Annotated in this window: 21 protein-coding genes and 1 other annotated feature; of the genes, 13 read left to right on the top strand and 8 right to left on the bottom strand. The window is 43.4% G+C overall.

What is annotated here, in order from left to right; all coding sequences use genetic code 11:
* Positions 1-62: 62 nt before the first annotated feature.
* Positions 63-1052: a FecR family protein gene (locus AC4IFO_RS02535; protein WP_490731598.1), complete on the bottom strand. Its 990-nt coding sequence runs from the start codon at positions 1050-1052 to the stop codon at positions 63-65.
* A 2-nt stretch (positions 1053-1054) separates the two neighbouring features.
* A complete protein-coding gene (locus AC4IFO_RS02540) occupies positions 1055-1588 on the bottom strand; it encodes an RNA polymerase sigma factor (protein WP_353244308.1) in 534 nt (177 codons plus the stop codon).
* Between the two features lie 201 nt (positions 1589-1789).
* Here AC4IFO_RS02540 and AC4IFO_RS02545 point away from each other — a divergent pair, with 201 nt between their 5' ends.
* Positions 1790-2572, top strand: a complete 783-nt coding sequence (locus AC4IFO_RS02545; protein WP_490731601.1) for an energy transducer TonB — start codon at positions 1790-1792, stop codon at positions 2570-2572.
* Between the two features lie 3 nt (positions 2573-2575).
* Here AC4IFO_RS02545 and AC4IFO_RS02550 read toward each other — a convergent pair whose 3' ends face one another.
* Positions 2576-3322, bottom strand: coding sequence for an AhpA/YtjB family protein (locus AC4IFO_RS02550; RefSeq protein ID WP_490731603.1), 747 nt, complete (start codon positions 3320-3322; stop codon positions 2576-2578).
* A 191-nt stretch (positions 3323-3513) separates the two neighbouring features.
* Here AC4IFO_RS02550 and serB point away from each other — a divergent pair, with 191 nt between their 5' ends.
* From serB to nadR, 3 genes are all read left to right on the top strand, one after another.
* The gene (serB, locus tag AC4IFO_RS02555; protein WP_225820232.1) at positions 3514-4491 is read left to right on the top strand and encodes a phosphoserine phosphatase; all 978 of its coding nucleotides are present in this window, start codon (positions 3514-3516) and stop codon (positions 4489-4491) included.
* A 234-nt stretch (positions 4492-4725) separates the two neighbouring features.
* A complete protein-coding gene (gene radA, locus AC4IFO_RS02560; protein WP_047756332.1) occupies positions 4726-6111 on the top strand; it encodes a DNA repair protein RadA in 1386 nt (461 codons plus the stop codon).
* 24 nt (positions 6112-6135) lie between these two features.
* Positions 6136-7371, top strand: coding sequence for a multifunctional transcriptional regulator/nicotinamide-nucleotide adenylyltransferase/ribosylnicotinamide kinase NadR (gene nadR, locus AC4IFO_RS02565; RefSeq protein ID WP_273804498.1), 1236 nt, complete (start codon positions 6136-6138; stop codon positions 7369-7371).
* A 494-nt stretch (positions 7372-7865) separates the two neighbouring features.
* On the opposite strand, the gene ettA is transcribed toward nadR, so the two are convergent.
* Positions 7866-9533: an energy-dependent translational throttle protein EttA gene (gene ettA / locus AC4IFO_RS02570; RefSeq protein WP_353244260.1), complete on the bottom strand. Its 1668-nt coding sequence runs from the start codon at positions 9531-9533 to the stop codon at positions 7866-7868.
* Between the two features lie 257 nt (positions 9534-9790).
* Between ettA and AC4IFO_RS02575 the strand changes: the two genes are divergently transcribed.
* From AC4IFO_RS02575 to trpR, 4 genes are all read left to right on the top strand, one after another.
* Entirely contained in the window at positions 9791-10072 is a 282-nt protein-coding gene (locus AC4IFO_RS02575) for a type II toxin-antitoxin system RelE/ParE family toxin (protein ID WP_490731606.1), read from the top strand.
* A 10-nt stretch (positions 10073-10082) separates the two neighbouring features.
* Positions 10083-10385: a HigA family addiction module antitoxin gene (locus AC4IFO_RS02580; RefSeq protein ID WP_490731608.1), complete on the top strand. Its 303-nt coding sequence runs from the start codon at positions 10083-10085 to the stop codon at positions 10383-10385.
* Between the two features lie 279 nt (positions 10386-10664).
* Entirely contained in the window at positions 10665-12578 is a 1914-nt protein-coding gene (gene sltY, locus AC4IFO_RS02585; protein ID WP_490731610.1) for a murein transglycosylase, read from the top strand.
* Positions 12579-12960: 382 nt separating this feature from the next.
* Positions 12961-13278 (top strand): trp operon repressor, encoded by a 318-nt coding sequence (gene trpR, locus AC4IFO_RS02590; protein ID WP_490731612.1) that lies wholly within the window; start codon positions 12961-12963, stop codon positions 13276-13278.
* Positions 13279-13644: 366 nt separating this feature from the next.
* On the opposite strand, the gene yjjX is transcribed toward trpR, so the two are convergent.
* The gene (gene yjjX / locus AC4IFO_RS02595; RefSeq protein WP_219245664.1) at positions 13645-14181 is read right to left on the bottom strand and encodes an inosine/xanthosine triphosphatase; all 537 of its coding nucleotides are present in this window, start codon (positions 14179-14181) and stop codon (positions 13645-13647) included.
* A 52-nt stretch (positions 14182-14233) separates the two neighbouring features.
* Between yjjX and gpmB the strand changes: the two genes are divergently transcribed.
* Positions 14234-14881: a 2,3-diphosphoglycerate-dependent phosphoglycerate mutase GpmB gene (gpmB, locus tag AC4IFO_RS02600; protein ID WP_219245665.1), complete on the top strand. Its 648-nt coding sequence runs from the start codon at positions 14234-14236 to the stop codon at positions 14879-14881.
* Between the two features lie 39 nt (positions 14882-14920).
* Here the strand turns inward: gpmB and robA are convergent, their stop codons facing one another.
* Entirely contained in the window at positions 14921-15835 is a 915-nt protein-coding gene (gene robA, locus AC4IFO_RS02605) for an MDR efflux pump AcrAB transcriptional activator RobA (RefSeq protein ID WP_219245666.1), read from the bottom strand.
* 179 nt (positions 15836-16014) lie between these two features.
* Between robA and creA the strand changes: the two genes are divergently transcribed.
* A complete protein-coding gene (gene creA / locus AC4IFO_RS02610; RefSeq protein ID WP_219245667.1) occupies positions 16015-16491 on the top strand; it encodes a protein CreA in 477 nt (158 codons plus the stop codon).
* Between the two features lie 72 nt (positions 16492-16563).
* On the opposite strand, the gene AC4IFO_RS02615 is transcribed toward creA, so the two are convergent.
* Together AC4IFO_RS02615 and arcA are read right to left on the bottom strand one after the other, a co-directional pair.
* Positions 16564-17526, bottom strand: a complete 963-nt coding sequence (locus tag AC4IFO_RS02615) for an Abi family protein (protein WP_490731616.1) — start codon at positions 17524-17526, stop codon at positions 16564-16566.
* A 274-nt stretch (positions 17527-17800) separates the two neighbouring features.
* A complete protein-coding gene (gene arcA, locus AC4IFO_RS02620) occupies positions 17801-18517 on the bottom strand; it encodes a two-component system response regulator ArcA (RefSeq protein WP_206084510.1) in 717 nt (238 codons plus the stop codon).
* Positions 18518-19549: 1032 nt separating this feature from the next.
* Here arcA and thrL point away from each other — a divergent pair.
* The 3 genes from thrL to thrB all read left to right on the top strand — a co-directional run bounded on the left by thrL (position 19550) and on the right by thrB (position 23123).
* Positions 19550-19645, top strand: a complete 96-nt coding sequence (thrL, locus tag AC4IFO_RS02625; protein ID WP_219245668.1) for a thr operon leader peptide — start codon at positions 19550-19552, stop codon at positions 19643-19645.
* Positions 19584-19706 (top strand) — a sequence feature (Thr leader region). It overlaps the preceding gene by 62 nt.
* A 24-nt stretch (positions 19707-19730) precedes the next feature.
* The gene (gene thrA, locus AC4IFO_RS02630; RefSeq protein ID WP_490731618.1) at positions 19731-22190 is read left to right on the top strand and encodes a bifunctional aspartate kinase/homoserine dehydrogenase I; all 2460 of its coding nucleotides are present in this window, start codon (positions 19731-19733) and stop codon (positions 22188-22190) included.
* 3 nt (positions 22191-22193) lie between these two features.
* On the top strand, positions 22194-23123 hold the full coding sequence (gene thrB, locus AC4IFO_RS02635; RefSeq protein ID WP_490731620.1) for a homoserine kinase: 930 nt from the start codon (positions 22194-22196) through the stop codon (positions 23121-23123).
* Positions 23124-23125 lie beyond the last annotated feature (2 nt).

Below are 23125 nucleotides of genomic sequence, written 5' to 3' on the forward strand. Positions count from 1 at the left end.
AACTAACTACTTAAGAAGAGGGGGAAATGAGAATTATCCTCACCTGCAAATGAAAATATTTTTCATTTATTTTTTTTATTGTTGATAATCAAAATGTTATTTTTATCTTGATAGACAACTTGGACAGGTAATAGGGAAGGAAGGGCTTGAAAAAACAGATCTGGCTGGCGGATATTGATACGCCCTGAGATTTTACTGTTCGCTAATGTGGCAGGTGAAAGCTCAACATTGACGGCAGAATAGTTTTTGAGTTCAGCAAGGACTTCAGCAAGGGGTTTATCCACAAAAACCAATTCGCCAAACCGCCAGCGTGCCACATCCTGTACATCTACGTGTTGTCGGGTAATTTTGCTGCTTGGGCTGGCACTGACCGCGCTATCCCCGGCGAGCAAAAAAACGGGGTGGGCGTTTTGTTCACTTTGGAAACTCACAATACCTTGGCTAACATTCACCGAAACCTGCTGTGCGGCCTTATCCACTTCAAATTCGGTACCGACAACTTGAATGCGCCGTTGGTCAGTTTGAATCACAAAGGGGCGGTAAGGGTTTGATTTTACCTTGAAATAGGCATTGCCTTCATCGAGGTACAAGTTACGCACAGGTGTCTCATAGGCAACACGGACACGGGTATGGCGGTTGAGAAATAATTGAGAACCATCGGGGAGCGTGACTTCTTTTGGTGTATCAGTCGTCACCAACGTCATGTTATTCAGTAACATAGACGGTAAATGGCTATAAGGTAAAAATAAAATAGCGGCAATAAAAAATGCGGCTAATGTATTACCCAGCGGCCGCCAGAGACGAAAAAAAGGACGTTTTTCACTTTCCTCTTTTTTGGCACTGGCAGGGCGAGGCATTGCATCAAAATCACGCCACACTGACGCCATTGAGTCATAGGCTTTTGCATGTTCAGAGGACGCCGCAAGCCATTGTTTAAATTGCGCGGTTTCCTGTTCACTGATGCGTTGGCTGTGCATTCGGGTAAACCAAAGCGCAGCCTCTTCATCAATGCGGTCTGTATCCTCTGATTGGTGCAAAGGCTCGTGTGTCATGACTATTTATTGCCCTGATTATCAAGGTGTTTTTTACAATGTACTAATGCTGCCGCAATATGTTTTTCCACCATGCTGATTGAAATTTCCATTCGTTCAGCGATTTCACTTTGCGATAACCCATCAAATCGATATAACAAGAATGCTTCTCGCCGACGAGGAGGCAAAGTTTCAAGGGCTTCACTTAACCGTTGAATGCGTTGCTGATGTTCCAGTATTTCACTGGGATCAGCTTCGCGTTGCTCAAAACTGTGCTCATGCACGACCTCATCAATGGAGGTTTCTGATTTGGTCTGGCGCTGGTTACGCCGCCAATGGTCAATCAGCACATGATTTGCAATTTTAAACAGGTAAGCGCGGCTCTCTTTTACCGGTGTTTGTTCCTTGCGATTAAGCCATAGTGTAAACACATCCTGTGATAAATCATCAGCATCGTTGCTGTTGTCTAGCCGATTGCGGAAAAACCGTACAAGTTGGCTATAAGTTGACTGATACGCACCGCTAATTTTGCGGGCAAGGGATTTATCGATGGTCATTTTACTGGTGTCAATGTTATCAAAAGTGCGCAAATAACAGGATGGGAGCCCTAAATGCGCTGATGAATAATCCGCTCAGATTACTTTTTATTATAAATCAATATGTTATTTTATTTATTGTGTTTTTAATAATAATAATGAATATCATTTTTGTTTGTATTATGCCTATAATCTGCAAAAAATAAAGTCGTGAGGCAGAATATGAGCAGTATGACGGGCAAGTTAGAACGCCCGATTTTCCGTCCACTGGGCGGTTTGGCGTTGAGTTGTCTTTTCCACGGAACACTAGCAATTATTTTTATTGGATGGTTTACATCTTCCATCCCCAAAACAGGCGTATTACCGCCCGCAATTTCTTTGCAGCTCGGGGTTTATCAGCTAGAACAACAAGCGGAGCCCGAGGTGAATCACGCGCCTAAGCAGCAAGTGGCGACTCGCGAGGAAACCTTGCCAGAGGTGGTGGAAAAAGCAGAAAAACTGCCTGAAACCGCACTGGTGGAGAACGGCACGTTAACGAAAGTGACGGAGAAAAAACGTCCGCCGAAGAAAAAAATTCCCCAAGAGAAAAAAGTATTTGAAGATGCCCCTGTGACCACCCAAGAATCTGCGGTGACATCAGCGCCTGCATCAGGCAGTGAATCCAGTAGTAGCGCAAACTTTTCTAGCAATGCCTCCATGGCAGTGAGCGGCCACCAAGGGTGGCAAAGTGAAGTGCATCAGCGTATTGCAAAAACTAAGCGTTACCCACGTGCTGCGCTACGTTTTCGCTCAACAGGGGTATCCCAAGTAAAAGTGGTGCTGGATAGCAAAGGGGAAGTCGTGGCCGCGAGTTTGTTTAATTCATCAGGTACAAAAATATTGGATAAAGAAGCCCTTGCGACGATTTCACGTGCGGCTCCTTTCCCAGTACCGCCCGAAAGCTTGTTAATCGATGGGCGCGTGGAATTTATCGCCCCGATTGTGTTTGATACAACCTCAATTTAAGGCTTATTTTTCCGATTGTGATGGCTTGCGTTTTGGCGCAGGCCGCTTTGGTCGATAAGGCCGAGGTTCTTTTTTACGCCGCAGACGAACGGGTTTTGCTCGGAGCGCTGGTTGGCTATCTGATTCATTTTCTTCGTTATTCTCTTCTGTATTAACCACTAATGGCGGCGGCTGTTTGTGACCTTTCTTTTTCTTCAATTTCAGCAAAGTATTAGCTAAAACAAAACCTATACACAGCGCGAATAAAATAAAAATCCGTAATACATTGGTGCTGTTATCTGCTTGCTGAATTTCCGCTGACAGTAATTCGGTATCAATGGTGAGTCGCAAGTAACCTTTCGGCTCTTTTGCACCCTGAATAGGGACAACTAATTGATATTGAAAATTTTGTAACGAAGAATTATTGTCGATGGCGAGGCGTTCTTTGACCGTTGTAGGTTCGCCAACTTGGGTGACCAGTGTGCCACTTGCAGTGTAGATACTGGCATCCAAAATATAGCGGTCTTTTGCCACATTATTTAAATTGGCATTAATTCGTTCTAAATTAAAATCTTTGCTGCCGGGAACAATATAATCAGATAAGCTGAAAGCAACTTGCTCGGCAAGAACATAAGTCAATTGTTTAAATTGCTCGATTCGGCTTTGATTTTGGCTATAACCCAAATAAGAAATGCCGTGCATCAGTAAAGTTACCAGCGCAACGCAGATAACGATAATAACGGTTTTATGTAGCCTGAAGGTGCGTTTCATTGCTTTATTGGTGCTCTCGACTTATTTTGAGTATAAAGATAGCGTGATACTCAAGTAATAGGGGTTTTTATTTAGTTTTCGCGGTAAAAACGTAAGGTTATAAAGCCTTAAAGTTTAGTATAGTGGCTTCGTTCGGCTACTCGCAACTCATCATTATAAAAAAGTTATTTCGATTACAGGAGCGCATTTTCATGTCAACGAGTTTGACCTATTGTTACCTACCCGACGAGATTCAAAAATGGCCGGGTTTACCTCTCTCTTTAAGCGGGGAAGAAGTGATGCCCCTGGATTATCGTGCAGGTGACAGTGGGTGGCTGCTCTATGGTCGCGGGCTAGACAAAGCGCGGATCAGCAATTTCCAACAACGCCTAGGAATTGCGATTGTGATTGTGTCTTCATGGCGCATAGATGATTACCAAGTCGTCCGCATCGCAGGCAGTATTACGCCAAGAATTAAAAAACTCGCTGATGAATGCTTATTAGACGTAGTGCCATTGGGGCAAATTCCGCGCTTACGTTCACCGGGGATTTTGTTGATGGATATGGACTCCACGGCAATTCAAATCGAATGTATTGATGAAATCGCCCGCTTAGCAGGAGTAGGTGAGCAAGTGGCAGAGGTCACTGAGCGCGCCATGCAAGGGGAGCTCGATTTCACAGAAAGCTTACGTGCTCGCGTTGCATTATTGGAAGGCGCAGATGCGGCTATCTTAGATAAAGTCTTAGAAACACTGCCATTAATGCCAGGCTTAACGAACCTTGTTCGCAAGCTACAAGCGATGAACTGGCATATTGCAATCGCCTCTGGCGGCTTTACGTTCTTCGCCGATAACCTAAAACAAAAACTCAAATTAGTTGCGGCTGTGGCTAACCAGCTTGAAGTAAAAAATGGCAAGCTAACAGGGAAGGTCAAAGGGCCGATAGTCGATGCGAAATATAAAGCGCAAACTCTTGTAAAATTAGCAGAAAAACTCGAAATCCCCATAGAACAAACTGTGGCGATCGGTGATGGTGCTAATGACCTCAAAATGATCCGCAAAGCAGGGCTGGGAATAGCGTACCATGCGAAACCGAAAGTGTATGCGAGAGCAAAAGTAGCGATTCGTCATGCGGATCTCATGGGGGTGTTGTGTGTGCTCAGCGGGGGCTTGAAGCACGAGGAACGCTAATATTCTTCATATTTCGTGCCGTGGCGGTGTTGGCTTCACTCGGCTGCTTGGGTCACATACTTGTGTATGCTCCCCAAGACATCCTCCTTTGCCGCCTTGCCACAACACGAACTATTTTGAATATTAAGCTAATTTAATTTTCAAGATTCAAGATTCAAGATTCAAGATTCAAGATCATTAGAACACTGTGGTTCGGCGGTTGTAATACAGCATAATTTTAACGAGGAGTTTGGTGTGGCGAAAGGGGTAAAAAGGGCGTTTGTCTGTAATGAATGCGGGGCGGATTATCCGCGTTGGCAGGGGCAATGCAGTGCTTGCCATGCATGGAATACGATTACGGAAGTGCGTCTTGCCTCAACAAACTCGGCTTCACGTAATGACCGGTTAACGGGGTATGCGGGGAATGCGGCGGGGGTGAGTAAAGTTCAGAAACTTTCTGATATCAGCCTTGAAGAATTACCGCGTTTTACCACTGGGTTTAAAGAATTTGACCGCGTGTTGGGTGGTGGCGTCGTGCCGGGAAGTGCTATCCTGATCGGCGGAAATCCGGGAGCCGGTAAAAGTACCTTGTTGCTGCAAACCATGTGTTTGTTATCCCGCGAAATGAAAACCCTGTATGTAACGGGGGAAGAGTCATTGCAACAGGTGGCGATGCGTGCCCACCGATTAGGTTTGCCAACAGACTCGCTCAACATGCTCTCTGAAACCAGCATCGAACAAATTTGTTTAACCGCTGAGCAAGAACAGCCCAAATTAATGGTGATTGACTCCATCCAAGTGATGCATATGGCGGATATTCAATCGTCTCCGGGGAGTGTCGCGCAAGTTCGTGAAACTGCCGCCTATTTAACGCGGTTTGCCAAAACCCGTGGTGTCGCGATTATTATGGTGGGTCACGTCACCAAAGACGGCTCGTTGGCAGGGCCTAAAGTGCTTGAACACTGTATTGACTGCTCGATTATGTTAGATGGTGATGCCGATAACCGTTTTCGCACCTTGCGCAGCCATAAAAACCGTTTTGGGGCGGTAAACGAATTAGGGGTGTTTGCCATGACAGAGCAAGGCCTCAAAGAAGTCAGTAACCCATCAGCCATTTTCTTAAGTCGCGGTGATGAAATTACCTCAGGCAGTTCGGTGATGGTGGTATGGGAAGGTACGCGCCCACTGCTGGTGGAAATTCAAGCACTGGTTGATCACTCAATGATGTCTAACCCGCGCCGTGTTGCAGTTGGCTTAGAGCAAAACCGTTTAGCGATTTTATTGGCGGTGCTGCACCGCCATGGTGGCTTGCAAATGTCGGATCAAGACGTGTTTGTGAACGTGGTGGGTGGCGTCAAGGTCACTGAAACCAGTGCTGACCTTGCTTTGCTGCTGTCCCTTGTGTCCAGTTTTCGCGACCGTCCGTTACCGCGCGACCTTGTCGTTTTTGGTGAAGTTGGGCTGGCGGGGGAAATTCGCCCAGTGCCAAGCGGGCAAGAGCGTATTTCAGAAGCGGCAAAACACGGTTTTAAACGCGCCATTGTTCCCCATGCGAATATGCCGAAAAAATCACCGCCAGATATGAAAGTGTATGGGGTGAAAAAATTAGCGGATGCATTAAGTATTTTGGACGAGCTATAACGCTCTGAGTTAAAAGGAAAAACCATGGCTGAATTTGACTATCTAAAAAACGCGATCAAACGGGCGGGTTATACGCTGCAACAGGTTGCGGATGCGACAGATATGACCAAAGGCTATCTCAGCCAGTTGATTAATGACAAAATTAAGAGCCCTAGCGCCCAAAAAATTGCGGCGCTTCATCGCTTTCTTGGATTGGAATTTCCCAATCAGCAAAAAACCATTGGCGTGGTGTTTGGTAAATTTTACCCGTTGCACACGGGGCATATTTATCTGATCCAACGGGCATGTAGCCAAGTGGATGAACTGCATATTATTTTGTGCCACGATGAGCCACGTGATAAAGAACTGTTCGTTAATAGTTCCATGTCCCAACAACCTACCGTGAGCGACCGACTTCGTTGGTTGCTACAAACCTTTAAATATCAAAAGAATATCCATATTCATTCGTTTGATGAACAGGGGATCGAGCCTTATCCACACGGCTGGGAAGTGTGGAGCGATGGGATGAAAGGCTTTTTGAAAAAGCACAACATTAACCCCAGTTTTATCTATTCAGGGGAGGCGAACGACGCCCCTCGCTATAAGAAATACTTGGGAATTGAAACCATCCTTATCGACCCTGAGCGCACGTTTATGAATATCAGCGGTAACCAAATCCGCCAAGCACCATTTCGTTATTGGGAATATATTCCGACTGAAGTGAAGCCATTCTTTGTGCGTAAAGTGGCGATTTTAGGTGGGGAATCCAGCGGGAAATCCACGCTGGTCAATAAATTAGCCAATATCTTTAATACATCCAGTGCTTGGGAATATGGCCGTGATTATGTCTTTAGTCATTTAGGCGGTGACGAAATGGCGCTGCAATATTCGGATTACGACAAAATCGCACTGGGGCATGCACAGTACATTGATTTTGCAGTTAAATATGCAAATAAAGTGGCATTTATCGATACGGACTTTGTGACGACACAAGCGTTCTGTTTGCGTTATGAAGGTAAAGAGCACCCATTTGTTCAAGCTTTGATAGATGAGTATCGATTCGATCTGGTTATCGTTCTCGAGAACAATACTCCATGGGTTGCCGATGGTTTGCGAAGTTTAGGCAGTGATAAAGACCGAAAAGCGTTCCAAAATTTACTCATTGAAATGCTGAAGAAAAATAATGTTGAGTTTGTCCGTGTGGAGTCATCAGACTACGATACGCGCTTCTTGGAGTGTGTCACCCTCGTTCAGCAGTTATTGATGTTGGATGACCTATAAAATCCCTCAATAAAAAACGGTGCTGTTTGGGCACCGTTTTTATTACCTCTACCCCTTAAACGCGCAGACGTTAGAAGAATTAAGCGGCAATTCATTATATTCAAAATAATTCGGCTTGCAGGTAGGCGGCGAGTGAAACTAAGCCCTAGGGGCTGTTTATCTTTGATGGTCAATTTTTATTCGAATTAAAGCCATTTTAGGCAAGGCGAGAGGTTCGCTGCCTAGTGAACTAGGCAAGAGCCTCTCAACACAGCATCAAATGAGTGAAACGCGCTTTAATCGAACCCGCAGGGCAGCGTTTAAGCACAATAGTTAACGTAGATAATAGTTAGTCATCTTGATTGACACATTTATCATTGTTTTAATTATTTTTTGACCTTTTTTAGCGGTAAAAATCAGCAGCAAAGATAAACAGCCCCTAGTCACATACATAAGTATGTGACTAGGGTTAGTAAACGAAGCCAACACCGCTGCAAGCCGAAGAATGAGGAATATTATTTGGTCATACGCTTATACTTCATCCGATGCGGCTGCAACGCTTCTGCACCTAACGTACGCTTTTTATAATCTTCATACTCAGAGAAGTTACCTTCGAAGAACGTAATATTACCTTCATCTTGATAATCAATGATATGCGTAGCGATACGGTCAAGGAACCAACGGTCATGGGAAATAACCATAGCGCAACCTGGGAACTCTAACAGCGCATTTTCTAACGCACGTAAGGTTTCTACGTCGAGGTCGTTGGTTGGTTCATCGAGTAACAGTACGTTGCCGCCTACTTGCAGTAGTTTGGCTAAGTGTAAACGACCGCGTTCACCACCGGATAACTCACCAACACGTTTACCTTGGTCAACGCCTTTAAAGTTAAAGCGACCAACGTAAGCACGGCTTGGGATCTCGAAGTTACCAATGCGCATGATATCTTGCCCGTTGGAAATCTCTTCCCATACGGTTTTGCTGTCATCCATTGCGTCACGGAACTGATCAACAGAGGCGATTTTCACGGTATCACCTAACGTGATAGAGCCAGAGTCAGGCTGCTCTTGACCTGAAATCATACGGAATAGGGTGGATTTACCCGCACCGTTTGGACCGATAATCCCAACAATTGCCCCTTTAGGAATGGAGAAATTCAGGTTATCGATTAATACGCGGTCACCATAGGATTTACTTAGGTTTTCAACCTCGATGACTTTGTCACCTAAACGTGGTCCAGGTGGAATAAAGAGTTCGCTTGTTTCATTACGTTTTTGATATTCAACGTTATTAAGTTCTTCAAAGCGAGCCAGACGCGCCTTACCTTTCGATTGACGGCCTTTCGGGTTTTGACGGATCCACTCAAGCTCTTTCTCAATAGACTTACGGCGAGCGGCTTCAGTTGATGCCTCTTGCGCCAAACGCTCATCTTTTTGCTCAAGCCATGAAGAGTAGTTGCCTTCCCATGGAATACCTTCACCACGGTCAAGTTCAAGGATCCAACCTGCAACGTTATCTAAGAAGTAACGGTCATGCGTGATGGCCACAACGGTACCTTCGTAGTCATGTAAGAAGCGCTCTAACCACGCAACAGACTCGGCATCCAAGTGGTTGGTTGGTTCATCGAGCAGCAGCATGTCTGGTTTTTCCAGCAGTAGGCGGCAAATTGCCACACGGCGGCGTTCACCCCCAGAGAGGTTTTCAATTTTTGCATCCCAAGCTGGCAGGCGCAGCGCATCAGCGGCACGCTCCAATTGGTTATCTAAATTGTGACCATCTTGCGCGGAAATAATCGCTTCTAACTCGCCCTGTTCTTTGGCCAGTTTGTCAAAATCTGCACCTTCTTCAGCGTAGGCGGCATAAACTTCGTCTAAACGCGTTAATGCACGTTTAACTTCGCCAACGGCTTCTTCTACTGCTTCACGCACGGTGTGCTCAAGGTTCAGTTTTGGTTCTTGTGGCAGGTAGCCGATTTTTAAACCAGGTTGTGGACGTGCTTCACCTTCGATATCGGTATCAATACCCGCCATGATGCGCAGTAATGTTGATTTACCTGCACCGTTGAGACCTAAAACACCGATCTTAGCCCCCGGGAAGAAGCTCAGAGAGATATTTTTTAAAATATGACGTTTCGGTGGAACAATTTTTCCAACCCGATACATACTATAAACGAATTGAGCCAAGTTATTTACCTTTTGTTTTATAAAGGGAATTTTAATTTTATGCTGTTTTCTGTACGTCAGGGGAAAATGCCCTAAAAGACAGCGAAAAACCGCGATAAATTGTTTGTCCTGAACTATACCTGAACATCAGAGGATCATCCATCCCTCCCCGTTATCTGATGAGAGATAGGCAGATAACAGCGGTGTTTTATTTTTAAACATTTACTTTTTTAACTCTGATTGTATAGTGAGTCGATACGCTATACAGGGAGTGAATTGTGATAAAAAGTTTTAAGCACAAAGGAATAGAGCGTTTTTTTATGATGGGAATTACCTCAGGTATTCAAGCGAAACATATTACAAAATTACGGATACAGCTTACTGCGTTAAATACGGCCAAAAGACCACAAGATATGTCTGCACCCAGTTGGAAACTACATCAGTTAAAAGGTGCTGATTTGCAAAGTCATTGGTCAATATCCGTCAATGGAAATTGGCGGTTAACGTTTAAATTTGAGGATGAAGATGCCATCCTCGTTGATTATCAAGATTATCATTAAGGTGAAAATCATGAATAAAATGCATAATCCAGTACACCCGGGTATGGTGTTGCGTGAGTATTTAGAGGGTATTTCAGTAACTGATGCAGCGAAAGGGTTGGGTGTCACTCGTGCAACATTGTCGCGTATTCTTAATGGCAGCAGTGGCGTTTCGGCCGATATGGCGCTCCGCTTGGAAATGGCATTAGGAACGAGTGCAAAGATGTGGGTAGACATGCAGGCTCAATATGAGCTGTGGCAAGCCTCTTTAGCAGAGCGGCCGGCAATCAAACCTTTATTTCCGACTCAAGTGGATACTGAGCTGCATAAATGATACGTAAAAGACTGTAAAGCAGGTAAATTCAGGAACTCTCCGCTGTTGCTCGATAAAAACTTTCGGTAGCATTAACATTATTGATATATGTTTAATATACCCGTAATCCTTCAAGTTGCAGCGGTGTTGACTACGCTACGCTCGCCGAGTCACATAGTATATCTATGCTTCTCGTCTATCTTCGCTTGTCGCCTACCTGCAACTCGAATTATTTGGGGTATATATAGGTTAAGGTTTTTCCTGTATTTTGACTTTAATTTAGCGATGGAGCGAGTGGATATGAAACGTTGGTTAGCGGCAATTCCAGTGACAATGATGCTAGTTTCTAGCACCGTATGGGCGGATTCCCTACAGTCACAGCGGGAGCGGTATCAAGCGATTAAAACCGCTTGGGATGCAAATAAAATGGATGAAGTGGAGCGCTTATTACCGACGTTGCATGATTATCCTCTTTATCCTTATTTGGCTTACCGTGAGCTGACGCAAGACCTTGATATTATTTCACCTCGTCAGGTTCAGGAGTTTATTAACGCCTACCCAACGCTACCTGTTGCTAAGAATTTAAAAACGCGTTTTGTCAACGAACTTGCCCGTCGCCAAGAGTGGAAATCATTGCTTGAATTTAGCCCGGAAGCACCAAAACCTGCCGAAGCACAATGTAATTTCTATTTTGCTAACTGGGCTGTTGGGAACAAACAAGTGGCTTGGCAAGGCGCTGAAAAAGCGTGGTTAAATGGCCATTCAATGCCCGCGGCCTGCGATAAACTCTTTAACGAATGGGAAAAAGCAGGCTATTTAAGTGCTGAAATGGTGCTAGAGCGAATTAATCTGGCAATTAAAGAAGGGAACCCGTCGATTGCCAGTTATTTAGCAAAACGTCTACCGCCGAGTTATAAAACCATTGGTGATGCGTTGATTAAATTGCAAAATGAGCCAGCTTCGGTGGTTTCGTTTGCAAAAACTGTCACCCCAACGGATTTTACTCGCCAAGCAACCATTGCGGCATTTAACCGCTATGCACGCCAATCGCCAGATGCTGCTCGCTCCGTATTAAGCAGCGTAAGCTCTGCGCAAAAAATGAATATGGCTGAAAGCCAGCAGCTAAAAGACAGCATTGCATGGCAGTACATGGGGGATGTGACCCCTGAACAAGCACAGTGGCGTGATGAGACTATTCAGGAAACGAATTCAGCTTCGTTAAAAGAGCGCCGTGTTCGTCTTGCGTTAGGGCAAGGGGATAAAACGGGTGTTGCTTCATGGCTAAGGCAGCTTCCAGCGGACGTGAAAAACAAAGAAGAATGGCAATATTGGCAGGCGATTACGCTAATTGATGCCGGGAAAAAAGCAGAAGGCGAAACGCTGCTTCGCCAGCTAACTGAAAAACGTGGTTTCTACCCGATGGTTGCCGCACAAGTGTTAGAGATTGATTACCCTGTGTTAGTCAAAAGCGCGGTGAAGCCAGATGCGAGCATCAGCCAGCTCCCTGAGGTCCAACGTGTGCGCGAGCTAATGTATTGGGAAATGGATAATTTAGCGCGCTCAGAATGGGCTAGCTTGGTGGCATCCCGCCCTGCCAATCAACAAGAACAACTGGCTCGTTATGCGTTCGATAACCAATGGGCAGATCTCAGTGTGCAAGCTACTATCACGGCAAAACTGTGGGATCACCTTGAAGAGCGCTTTCCGTTAGCGTGGGACAAAGAATTTAATCTGTATACCAAATCAAAAGATATACAAAAAAGTTATGCGATGGCTATCGCTCGCCAAGAGAGTGCTTGGAACCCACAAGCGCGTTCGCCAGTGGGCGCAACAGGTTTGATGCAGTTAATGCCAGCAACAGCAAAACATACCGCACAGAAGCAAGGTATTGATTATGTGAATACTAGCCAGCTCACTAACCCAACGATGAATATCGAACTGGGTACGGCGTATTTGGAAGATGTTTACCAGCAATTTGGTAATAACCGTATTTTAGCCAGTGCGGCTTATAATGCAGGTCCATCAAGGGTGACTCGTTGGTTGGGGAACAGTGGCGGCCGTATTGATGCCGTGGCATTTGTTGAAAGTATTCCGTTCTCAGAAACCCGCGGCTACGTGAAAAATGTGCTGTCGTATGATTTGTTCTATCGTCATTTTATGGGGCAAAAGGGGAGTAAGGTTTTACTGCCCAATGAATGGAATATGAAATACTAAAAATACTCTTCATATTTCGGATTGTAGGGGTGTTGGCTTCGCTTGCTAACCCTAGTCACATACTTGTGTATGCTCCTAGGGCTTAGCGCCACTCGCCGCCTACCTACAATCCGAACTATTTTGAGTATTAAGACTTGCCATCTTTCGAATTATAGGGGTGTTGGTTTCACTTGCTAACCCTAGTCACATACTTGTGTATGCTCCTCGAGCTATCCTCGCGGGGAGCCTAGTCAGAACTCAAACTATTTAGTGTATTAATGAAGTAACTAAATGAAATTTGGTTGTTTTTTGTGTTGTTGAATCATGAGTAGCGTTTGGTTGATGATTTCTAATCAGAGTGTGTTATTATTTGTACTAGTTAAATAGTATGGATGGATAAACGATGACAGCAAATCAACACCATGATCCGGCGCTAACAGCCGATGAGAACGCTGACTGGCTGCGCTTTGTGAATTTGCTTCAACTGGCCTTTGAACAAGATATTCAATTGCCAGTTTTGCAATTACTGCTTACTCCAGATGAACGAACGGCCTTAGCAACTCGAGTCAGAATCGTACAAGAGCTGATGCGTGGTGAAATGAGCCAACGAGAGCTGAAAAATGAGCTCGGTGTTGGGATCGCAACAATTACACGTGGGTCAAATAGCCTAAAGTCAGCGCCTATTCCTGTGAAGGAGTGGCTGGAGCAGCAACTCCTCTGATATTCGTCATACTTCAAATTGTAGGGGTGTTGGCTTCGCTTGCTAACCCTAGTCACATACTAGTGTATGCTCCTAGGGCTTAGCGCCACTCGCCGCCTACCTACAATCTGAATTATTTAGAATATCTTTATTTTTCATACTTCGCACGATGACGTTGTTGACTGCTCTCGGCTACTTGGGTCACATACTTATGTATGCTCCCCAGGCTATCCTCGCTGGTCGCCTAGTCACCGCACGAATTATTTAGAATATCCATATTCGTTATGCTTCGAATGAGTACACATAAAAAAAGTATGGTTTCCCATACTTTGGTGTGTATAAAGTGGCACTTTTGCCTACATGCAATTTTAATTATTTTGAGTATAATTAGTCTTCGACTTGGTTTAGCTCTTTATAAATTTCATGCTTAATGGGAACCAAAGCCAATATTAAGGCTTGTTGGTAAACACTGGTGCGGGTTAATACGCCGTCAGTGAAAAAACCAATGGCTCCACCTTGTTGTTTGATATTATCGATACCCGTCAAAAAGGCCATTTCATCGCCGAGTTCACGACCTTCACGAATACCTGCCAGAATTTTTTCTGGGATCATAATACTTGCAGAGCGAGATTCACCGCGAATTTGTTTATGTTCAATGACAATCCAAGCGAAAGTCATATCATCATCAATACCCGCTTCAATACCAACCCAAAAGTCAGCTTCTGGGCGAACTTGTCTTGAAGCCATCACGCGTTGTCTAGCGCCTGTACGGGTTTCATTATTACCGATAGGTTGCTGTGGAACACTGCTATCGACATTAATATCTTCAATTTGATAACTGCCTGGCCCAAAAACAGCATCGAAAGCTAGATGGATTGCTTTAATTTTGGCAGGGTTAGTCGTTGCAGCTATAACTTGGTACATTCATTATTTTCCTTTGAACACATACTTCGAAAAGTAATAACGGAACACATCTATGTTACAGGTTTATCTTGTTCGCCACGGCGAAACTGAATGGAATTTGGCTCGCCGCATCCAGGGACAATCTGATAGCCCTCTGACAGCCACGGGACGATTGCAAGCAAAGCAGGTGGCTGAAAGGATAAAATCAGAAGGCATTACCCATATTATCACTAGTGATATGGGGCGCACACTAGAAACTGCACAAATCATTGCAAGTGTATGCGGATGTGAAATTATCACAGAACCGCGTCTACGTGAACTAAATATGGGCGTGCTGGAGCAAAGAGCGATTGAATCATTAACGGAAGAAGAAGAACAATGGCGCAAAAGCTTGATTGATGGCACCCGTGGTGGGCGAATTCCTAATGGGGAATCGATGGAGGAGCTTTACACTCGTATGTTTGCGGCGCTCAATAGTTGCTTAGATTTGCCTGAAGGTAGCCGACCATTACTCGTCAGTCATGGCATTGCGCTGAGCTCATTGATAAGCCGTATTATGGGCGTCCCTGCGTATTCAGAACGTCGCCTACGCTTACGAAATTGCTCGTTATCACGTGTGGATTACCAAAACAGCCCATGGTTAGCGAATGGCTGGATTGTGGAAACAGCAGGGGAAGTCACGCATTTAACGCAACCTGCGTTGGATGAACAACAAGGCTAGTGAGAGGAAAAGGCGTTTCATGGTAGAAACGCCTTTCGATTAAGCGGCTACAGCGACATCCGTTTTGATAGGTACATAGTAATCAAACGTATCAATATGCGTTTTGGGGTCATCACTGTCAGGTGTGATCTTATGCAACTCAATATTTTTTAATCGATAATGTTCGATGTCATACCCTGGTCGACGGGTCAAATTGAGTTTTGGCAAATACACACCATAGATCTGATACAAAAACTCTTGCAGTGCATCACGCGTTGGTACTCCGCTAAATGAAAATTTCACATAATTTCCACTTGGTAGCGTGATATTTGCGTATTGATCGGTATTGAAACTTGCATCTTCAGGTTTCACTGCCGTGGTGTAAAACACCGTCTGTTCATCTTCCTTTTCAGGATTATGGATTGCATGATGCAAACCAAATACTTCAGAGGCAATAGTTGTCGTATTGTCCAAATAATAGTGCCAGAACGTTTGGCGCATTTTTGAGCAGGCGGTTGACCATTCTTCTAACGCATATGAACAGCTTTGTTCTAAGCCAACCAGTGACAACTCAGGCATGTGCATAAATTCATGGTCAATATTGACGTGATTATCTAAAATAATCGGCGGGCAGATACCCGCTGCGCACCACTCTTCGCTACGGCGATAAAAAGCAGGCGTTAAATTAAACTGCTTTTTAAAGGCGCGCGTAAATGTTTGTTGCGAGTCAAAGCGATATTGCAGCGCAATATCTAAAATCGGGCGGCTGGTTAAGCGTAGCGCTACCGCAGCGCGAGAAAGCCTTCTAGCTCGAATATAAGCCCCAATCGCTTGGTCGGTGACCTCTTTGAACATTCGTTGTAAATGCCACTTAGAGTAGCCTGCTTTTGCAGCGACGTTATCAAGCGAAAGCGGTTTATCGAGGTTATCATCTATCCAGCGAAGTAAGTCGCGAATAATATTAGTTTGATCCATGTATATCCCCAGCCAATGCGACTTATAGAACAGATATAATCTATCAATGAATTGCTATTCTATATCAAGTTATCTTTTTCGTTTATAGTAAATGAGTTGTATTTGGGAATTAGTTAGAAAAGTAAATAATTAACCCCGTTAAGGTGTTTTATTGGTGTAAATTGAATAGGAAACCCAGTATGCGTTTTTCCACGTTAAAAAAAATCGTATTTGCGTCGTTGTTAGCGGCGGCGTCTGGTTCAGCGCTCGCTGAAGAAGTTGGTTCAGTGGATACTGTGTTTAAAATTTTTGGGCCGGACCATAAAATTGTTGTTGAAGCCTTTGATGACCCTGATGTTGAAAATGTGACATGCTATTTGAGTCGTTCAAAAACGGGTGGGATCAAGGGTGGGTTAGGGTTAGCGGAAGATACGTCTGATGCGGCAATTTCCTGCCAACAAGTTGGTCCCATTGAATTGAGCGACCGTGTAAAACGTAAACCAACAAAAGGTCAGGTTGTTTTCCAGAAAAGAACGTCGTTAGTCTTCAAGAAACTGCAAGTTGTACGTTTCTACGACCCAAAACGGAATGCACTGATTTATTTAACCTACTCAGACAAAATGATCGACGGTTCTCCGAAGAATGCATTAAGTGCAGTACCGATTATGCCTTGGTAATAGGGTAAGATGCCAATAACCTAGGTTTACTGGCATCTTATTTAAAAATACCATACAAAAAACCGTTCTCTTTCATGGTGATGACCAGAAGGGGTCTGTATGCCATGCCGTGGGGAAACCAGCACTATCTAAATAGTTTGTCACACAATAGTATTTTCCTATCAAAATCGTTAAATCATCATATAAATTAACGTCTTGTATGTCTAAAAACAGTAATATTCTATGTGCCATTGCGAATGGGCTATAAATACGATTGTTGTTTGTTGGTGGAATATTAAGTAATGAAATGATATTTGAAGGGGCGCGAAAGTTCGCATTCCATAACCGACTATGATGAGCACAGCGGTTTCTGATATCTCTAAGTACTCTTAGCCAAGAACAAAGTGCTCTAAAACTCGGTGCACCAAATTCAGAGGCCATTGAGTCCAAGGGGGCACCAGAGCGTTGATTAATAATAGCCGCATTTAGGTTATCGTATATCTTTGATATTGTTCCTATACTGAGAAATTCACTCGCTATCCAAAACGGTGGCAAAAACTTATAGTTATCATGAGTAATATTGTAATACTTTGATTTATAGTGAGTGGCATACTCTTCTTTTGTATTTGAAAACTCATTACTTATCTTGTTTCGAATAGAATCAATAAGGTATGTATTATTATTTTTTATACTAAACCATTGATTATCAAGGTACCAAAAAGGATTATTACTAATAGAGGACATGATGTGATCTAGGCGGCTTCTCAATTTTATTTCAATTCTCGCAATAGCCTTGAAAAAAATAAATCTGATCTGTTCATCAAATCGATATAAATCAACAGCATCTTCAAAAAACTCACCCGATCTATAGTTTTTCCCTGTAGGACAACTTGGGTCTAACAAAGGATGAAGGTAAATTTTAAAGTGGTAGTAGTTTATTTGAGATAATGTTTTTTCTGCAGCACTTTCATCAATAAAACTAAGTTGTTTTGTTTTTAGATCTGAAATGATCTCCGCAGGTGTTTTATACGGCTTTACATATGGGGTATAAGGCATATATTTGCGGTTCCGTCGCGATTTTTACTAATAAAAAAGCTCATTACATTCCTAAAATACGTGTAAACGTTATAAAAGGAGCATAATGAGCGTTGTTATTGCCAATTATGCTTATCTCTTTTTTGATGTCAATACTTTTTGTTATTACTAGATTGATTTTTTTCAATTTAATTGAAAACAGTAAAACGTAATTGAAGGGAAATAGAAGGAAAAAATCCGCTGATGAAAAGACAGCGGATTTTAATAGTGAAAAGATAAAAAATTAGACTGCTAATTATTCGTCTAAATCACCACAGAAACGATAGCCTTCACCGTGGATAGTCGCGATGATTTCAGGCGTGTCTGGTGTCGATTCGAAGTGTTTACGAATACGACGGATCGTCACGTCAACAGTTCTGTCGTGTGGTTTTAATTCACGGCCAGTCATTTTCTTCAGTAAGTCAGCGCGGGTTTGAATTTTGCCCGGATTCTCACAAAAATGCAGCATCGCACGGAATTCACTACGTGGTAATTTGTAGTGCTCACCTGCTGGGCTGACTAATGAGCGGCTGTTAATGTCCAATTCCCAACCATTGAATTTATAGCTTTCAACGAGGCGGCGTTCTTCAGTACCTCCTGCTAAATTCATAGTACGAGACAACAGATTACGCGCACGAATGGTCAGTTCGCGTGGGTTAAATGGTTTGGTGATATAGTCATCAGCACCGATTTCGAGGCCAAGGATTTTATCGACTTCGTTATCACGGCCTGTTAGGAACATTAACGCGATGCTTTCTTGTTCACGTAACTCACGAGCCAGCAATAAACCGTTTTTACCTGGTAAGTTAATATCCATGATGACTAAATTGATGTCATGCTCAGAGAGGATATTGTTCATCTCTTCGCCATCAGTTGCCTCATGGACCACATAGCCTTCCGCTTCAAAGATACTTTTTAGCGTATTGCGTGTGACAATCTCATCTTCAACAATCAAAATGTGTGGGGTCTGCATAGTTGCTACCTAAGTATTAAAATAAAAATACTGAACTCACAAGCCGTTTCCAGTTAGGTGGTTATTGATATTGTTCTCTGGAAAAACACGTTCATGAGTATAAATTTGTTTTGAAATTCAACAGTGACTTTATGTTGCCGTTTCTAGCAATTGACTCTAAAAATGAATCAAAATATAAGCACTCTCCCAATATTGGGCTGTTAACAGCAATATAACAGCTAATACTGCATTTACCACCTAAAAAACTAACTTTTGTTGATACATATCAAAATCAATTGTAGCACGTTAACAAAAATTGTTAGGGAGATAATTATATAAATTAACTGGCTGTTTAGATATCGGATAGACACTTAAAATTGCAGAGGGTAATGAGAGGGATTCCCGCTTGAGGTTGATATTAAAGCATTAAGTTTTTAGCGAGCTAAATATAACATTATTAATAATGCTCAATTTGTGACCTAGCTCGAATTCCGAAAAGTTCTTTCCCTTATCAAAAAGAGGCTTTGGTGACTCAGTGATAGCGGGAATGTAAAATTAACACCTCTGATTTGGGTTTTTATGGTGTTTAATTAGGAAAGTTACTTATTTTATTTCTGTTAAATGGTTTTTTTTACAATTAAGAAACATATTTATTGGTTTTTTTGTTTATTGAAGGTCAATAAAATCACGCGGTCAAGCAAATATACTTAATGTCTAGCAAGGTGAATTTTTCTAGGTTGATGAAGCCTGAATAACGATAAATTTTTTGCTTTTGGTGAGATGTGCCTTGCTCACAGTAAAGCTCGGTAACACATCATTATTGGCTATTTTATAGGCTAATTTAAATTAAAATGCTTAAAAAAATATTTAACCATTAATTTTGTTTTTTCTGGTTTTTAAAGCTATCTCTTCTGTGTTATCGCTCTTTTTATTCAACGTTAGACTCTTTATCCAGATAATTTTTAATCAAAAAAAAGTGATTTTAGTGGTGTGTTTTTACAAATAAATTTGACAATTTATAGCGATTGCTTTAACCGTATAGGGAGAAACCTAATGGATCTAATGAGACAGACAGAATTTATGCGTAATATCAGCCTGACTATTATTATTACCACCACCACCGTAACCACAGGAAACGGGGCGGGCTGACGCATCCAAAAAATAAAAATGAAAAAGCCCGCATCCCTTACCAGATGCGGGCTTTTTTTTGGTGTTAATTCAGGAGAGAAATACCATGCGTGTGCTTAAATTTGGCGGTACTTCGGTTGCGAATGATGAACGAGTACTGAATGTTGCTGACATCGCTGAAAGTAAATTAGCAGATGGGCAAGTGGCTCTGGTGCTGTCAGCGCCAGCAAAAATCACTAACCATCTCGTTGCAATGATTGATAAAACGGTTGCAGGTCAGGATGTCATCACGCATGTGAATGATGCCGAAATGATTTTTGCTAACCTGCTAAAAGGATTGAAGGAAAAACAGCCCGGTTTTGAGTATGACCGACTGAAAAAACTCACTGAGCAAGAATTCGCGCAAATCAAACAAGTACTGCATGGTATTACTCTTCTAGGGCAATGCCCTGATAGCATTAACGCATCAATCATTTGTCGTGGTGAAAAACTGTCAATTGCCATTATGGAATCCGTTTTAAAAGCACGGGGTCATAACGTCACGGTAATCAATCCTGTCGAAAGTTTGTTAGCAAAGGGGCACTACCTCGAGTCTACAGTTGATATCAATGAATCAACAAAGCGTATTGCTGACCTAAATATCCCTAAAGACCACTTTGTATTAATGGCTGGGTTTACCGCAGGAAATGAAAAAGGAGAGTTAGTCGTTTTAGGCCGTAATGGTTCCGATTACTCAGCCGCTGTATTAGCCGCATGCTTGCGCGCAGATTGTTGTGAAATTTGGACTGACGTGGATGGTGTCTATACTTGTGACCCACGCCTTGTACCAGACGCCCGTTTATTGAAAGGGATGTCGTATCAAGAAGCCATGGAGCTTTCTTATTTCGGCGCCAAAGTTCTTCACCCTCGCACCATTGCCCCCATTGCCCAGTTCCAAATTCCTTGCCTGATTAAAAACACCACTAACTTAAGCGCTCCAGGTACTTTGATTGGTGATGGTCAGACCGATGACAGCACGCCAGTAAAAGGTATTACTAACCTGAATAACATGGCGATGATCAACGTCTCTGGGCCGGGTATGAAAGGGATGGTTGGAATGGCGGCACGCATTTTCTCCGTGATGTCCCGCAAAGGTATCTCAGTTGTGTTGATTACCCAGTCATCGTCTGAATACAGTATCAGTTTTTGTGTGCCACAAGGGGAGTTGTTGCGTGCTCGTGCAGCCCTCGAAGAAGAGTTCTATTTAGAGCTTAAAGATGGCGTGTTAGACCCGCTGGATGTGATGGAACAACTGGCGATTATCTCCGTAGTTGGTGATGGTATGCGCACGTTAAAAGGTATTTCTGCGCGTTTCTTCTCCGCATTGACTCGCGGTAACATCAATATTGTTGCAATTGCCCAAGGCTCGTCTGAGCGCTCTATTTCTGCGGTAATTGCTAATGAGTCAGCGACAACCGCCGTTCGTCTCTGCCACCAAATGCTGTTCAATGCAGAGCAAGTGATTGAAGCCTTTATTGTTGGTGTAGGCGGTGTAGGTAATGCATTAATTGAGCAAATTCATCGCCAGCAACAATGGTTAAAGCAAAAGCACATCGACCTGCGTGTGTGCGGTATTGCTAACTCGCGCGCGATGTTGACCAATATGCAAGGCATTGACCTTGATAATTGGAAGGCGGAACTAGCACAAGCGAAAGAGCCATTCAGTTTGAGCCGCCTGATCCGCTTAGAGCGTGAATATCACTTCTTAAACCCAGTGATCATCGATTGCACATCTAACCAAGAAATTGCTGAACAATATGTGAATTTCTTAAAAGATGGCTTTAACGTCGTCACGCCGAATAAGAAAGCAAACACGTTATCCATGGATTATTACCATCAATTACGTGCTGCAAGTGAAACATCAAAGCGTAAGTTTTTATATGATACTAACGTGGGAGCTGGTCTGCCAGTCATCGAAAACCTGCAAAACTTACTCAATGCAGGTGATGAGTTGGTACATTTTAGCGGCATCTTATCTGGCTCATTATCCTTTATTTTCGGTAAGTTAGATGAAGGCATGTCATTGTCTGAAGCCACCACATTGGCGAAAGAAAAAGGCTTTACTGAGCCAGACCCTCGTGATGATTTATCAGGGATGGATGTTGCGCGTAAGCTATTAATTTTAGCCCGTGAAGCAGGATACAATTTAGAGTTACAAGATATTGAAATTGAAGCGGTTCTCCCTGCTGACTTTGATAGTTCAGGCCCAGTTCCAGAGTTTATGGCGCGTTTACCACAACTTGATGCCCAATTTGCTGCGCGGATAAAAGCCGCAGAAGCAGAACAAAAAGTGTTACGCTATGTTGGTTTGATAGAAGAAGGGCGCTGCCAAGTTAAGATTGTTGCTGTCGATGGCAATGACCCGCTCTTTAAAGTCAAAAATGGCGAAAACGCATTGGCTTTCTATACGCGCTATTACCAACCAATTCCTTTAGTATTAAGAGGTTATGGTGCAGGTAATGATGTTACCGCAGCTGGTGTATTTGCAGATATGTTACGTACTCTGTCATGGAAATTGGGAGTTTAATAAGTGATTAAAGTTTATGCACCCGCTTCAATCGGTAATGTTAGCGTCGGGTTTGATGTCCTTGGCGCGGCAGTTTCACCTGCTGATGGCTCACTATTAGGCGATTGTGTGACTGTCGAGGCGGCAGAGACATTTTCGTTAACCAACAAAGGTAAATTTGTTTCTAAGCTACCAAAGAAAAACGAACACAATATCGTTTACCAATGTTGGCAGCTGTTTTGCGAGCGTTTGGGGAAACCGCTGAATGTAGCAATGACGCTTGAGAAAAACATGCCAATTGGCTCAGGCTTAGGCTCTAGTGCATGTTCTGTTGTTGCAGCCCTGATGGCGCTGAATGAATTTGCAGAAAAACCGTTTGATGACACGCAGCTGCTTGGCATGATGGGGGAATTGGAAGGGCGTATTTCGGGTAGCGTGCATTACGATAACGTCGCACCGTGTTTCCTCGGTGGATTGCAGCTGATTATCGAGCAAAATGGTATTATTTCCCAGCCAGTGCCTGCATTCGACAATTGGTATTGGGTGATGGCATATCCGGGAATTAAAGTCTCGACTGCTGAAGCGCGTGCTATCTTACCAAACAGCTATCCGCGTCATGATATCGTCAATCATGGGCGCTATCTCTCGGGTTTTATCCACGCTTGTCATACTAATCAGCCACTGTTGGCAGCGACGATGATCCAAGACGTGGTTGCAGAACCATACCGTACACAATTACTGCCTGGCTTTGCGGAGGCTCGACAAAACGCTAAAGAAATCGGTGCGTTAGCGTGTGGGATCTCCGGTTCAGGGCCAACATTATTTGCCATTTGTGATGACAAACTCATCGCTGAAAAAATGGCCGCGTATTTGCAACAACATTATATTCAGAATGATGAAGGCTTTGTGCATATCTGCCGTTTGGATCTCGCCGGGGCAAGGACAATAGGGTAAAC

Source organism: Providencia sp. UF-224 (genome assembly GCF_058245955.1).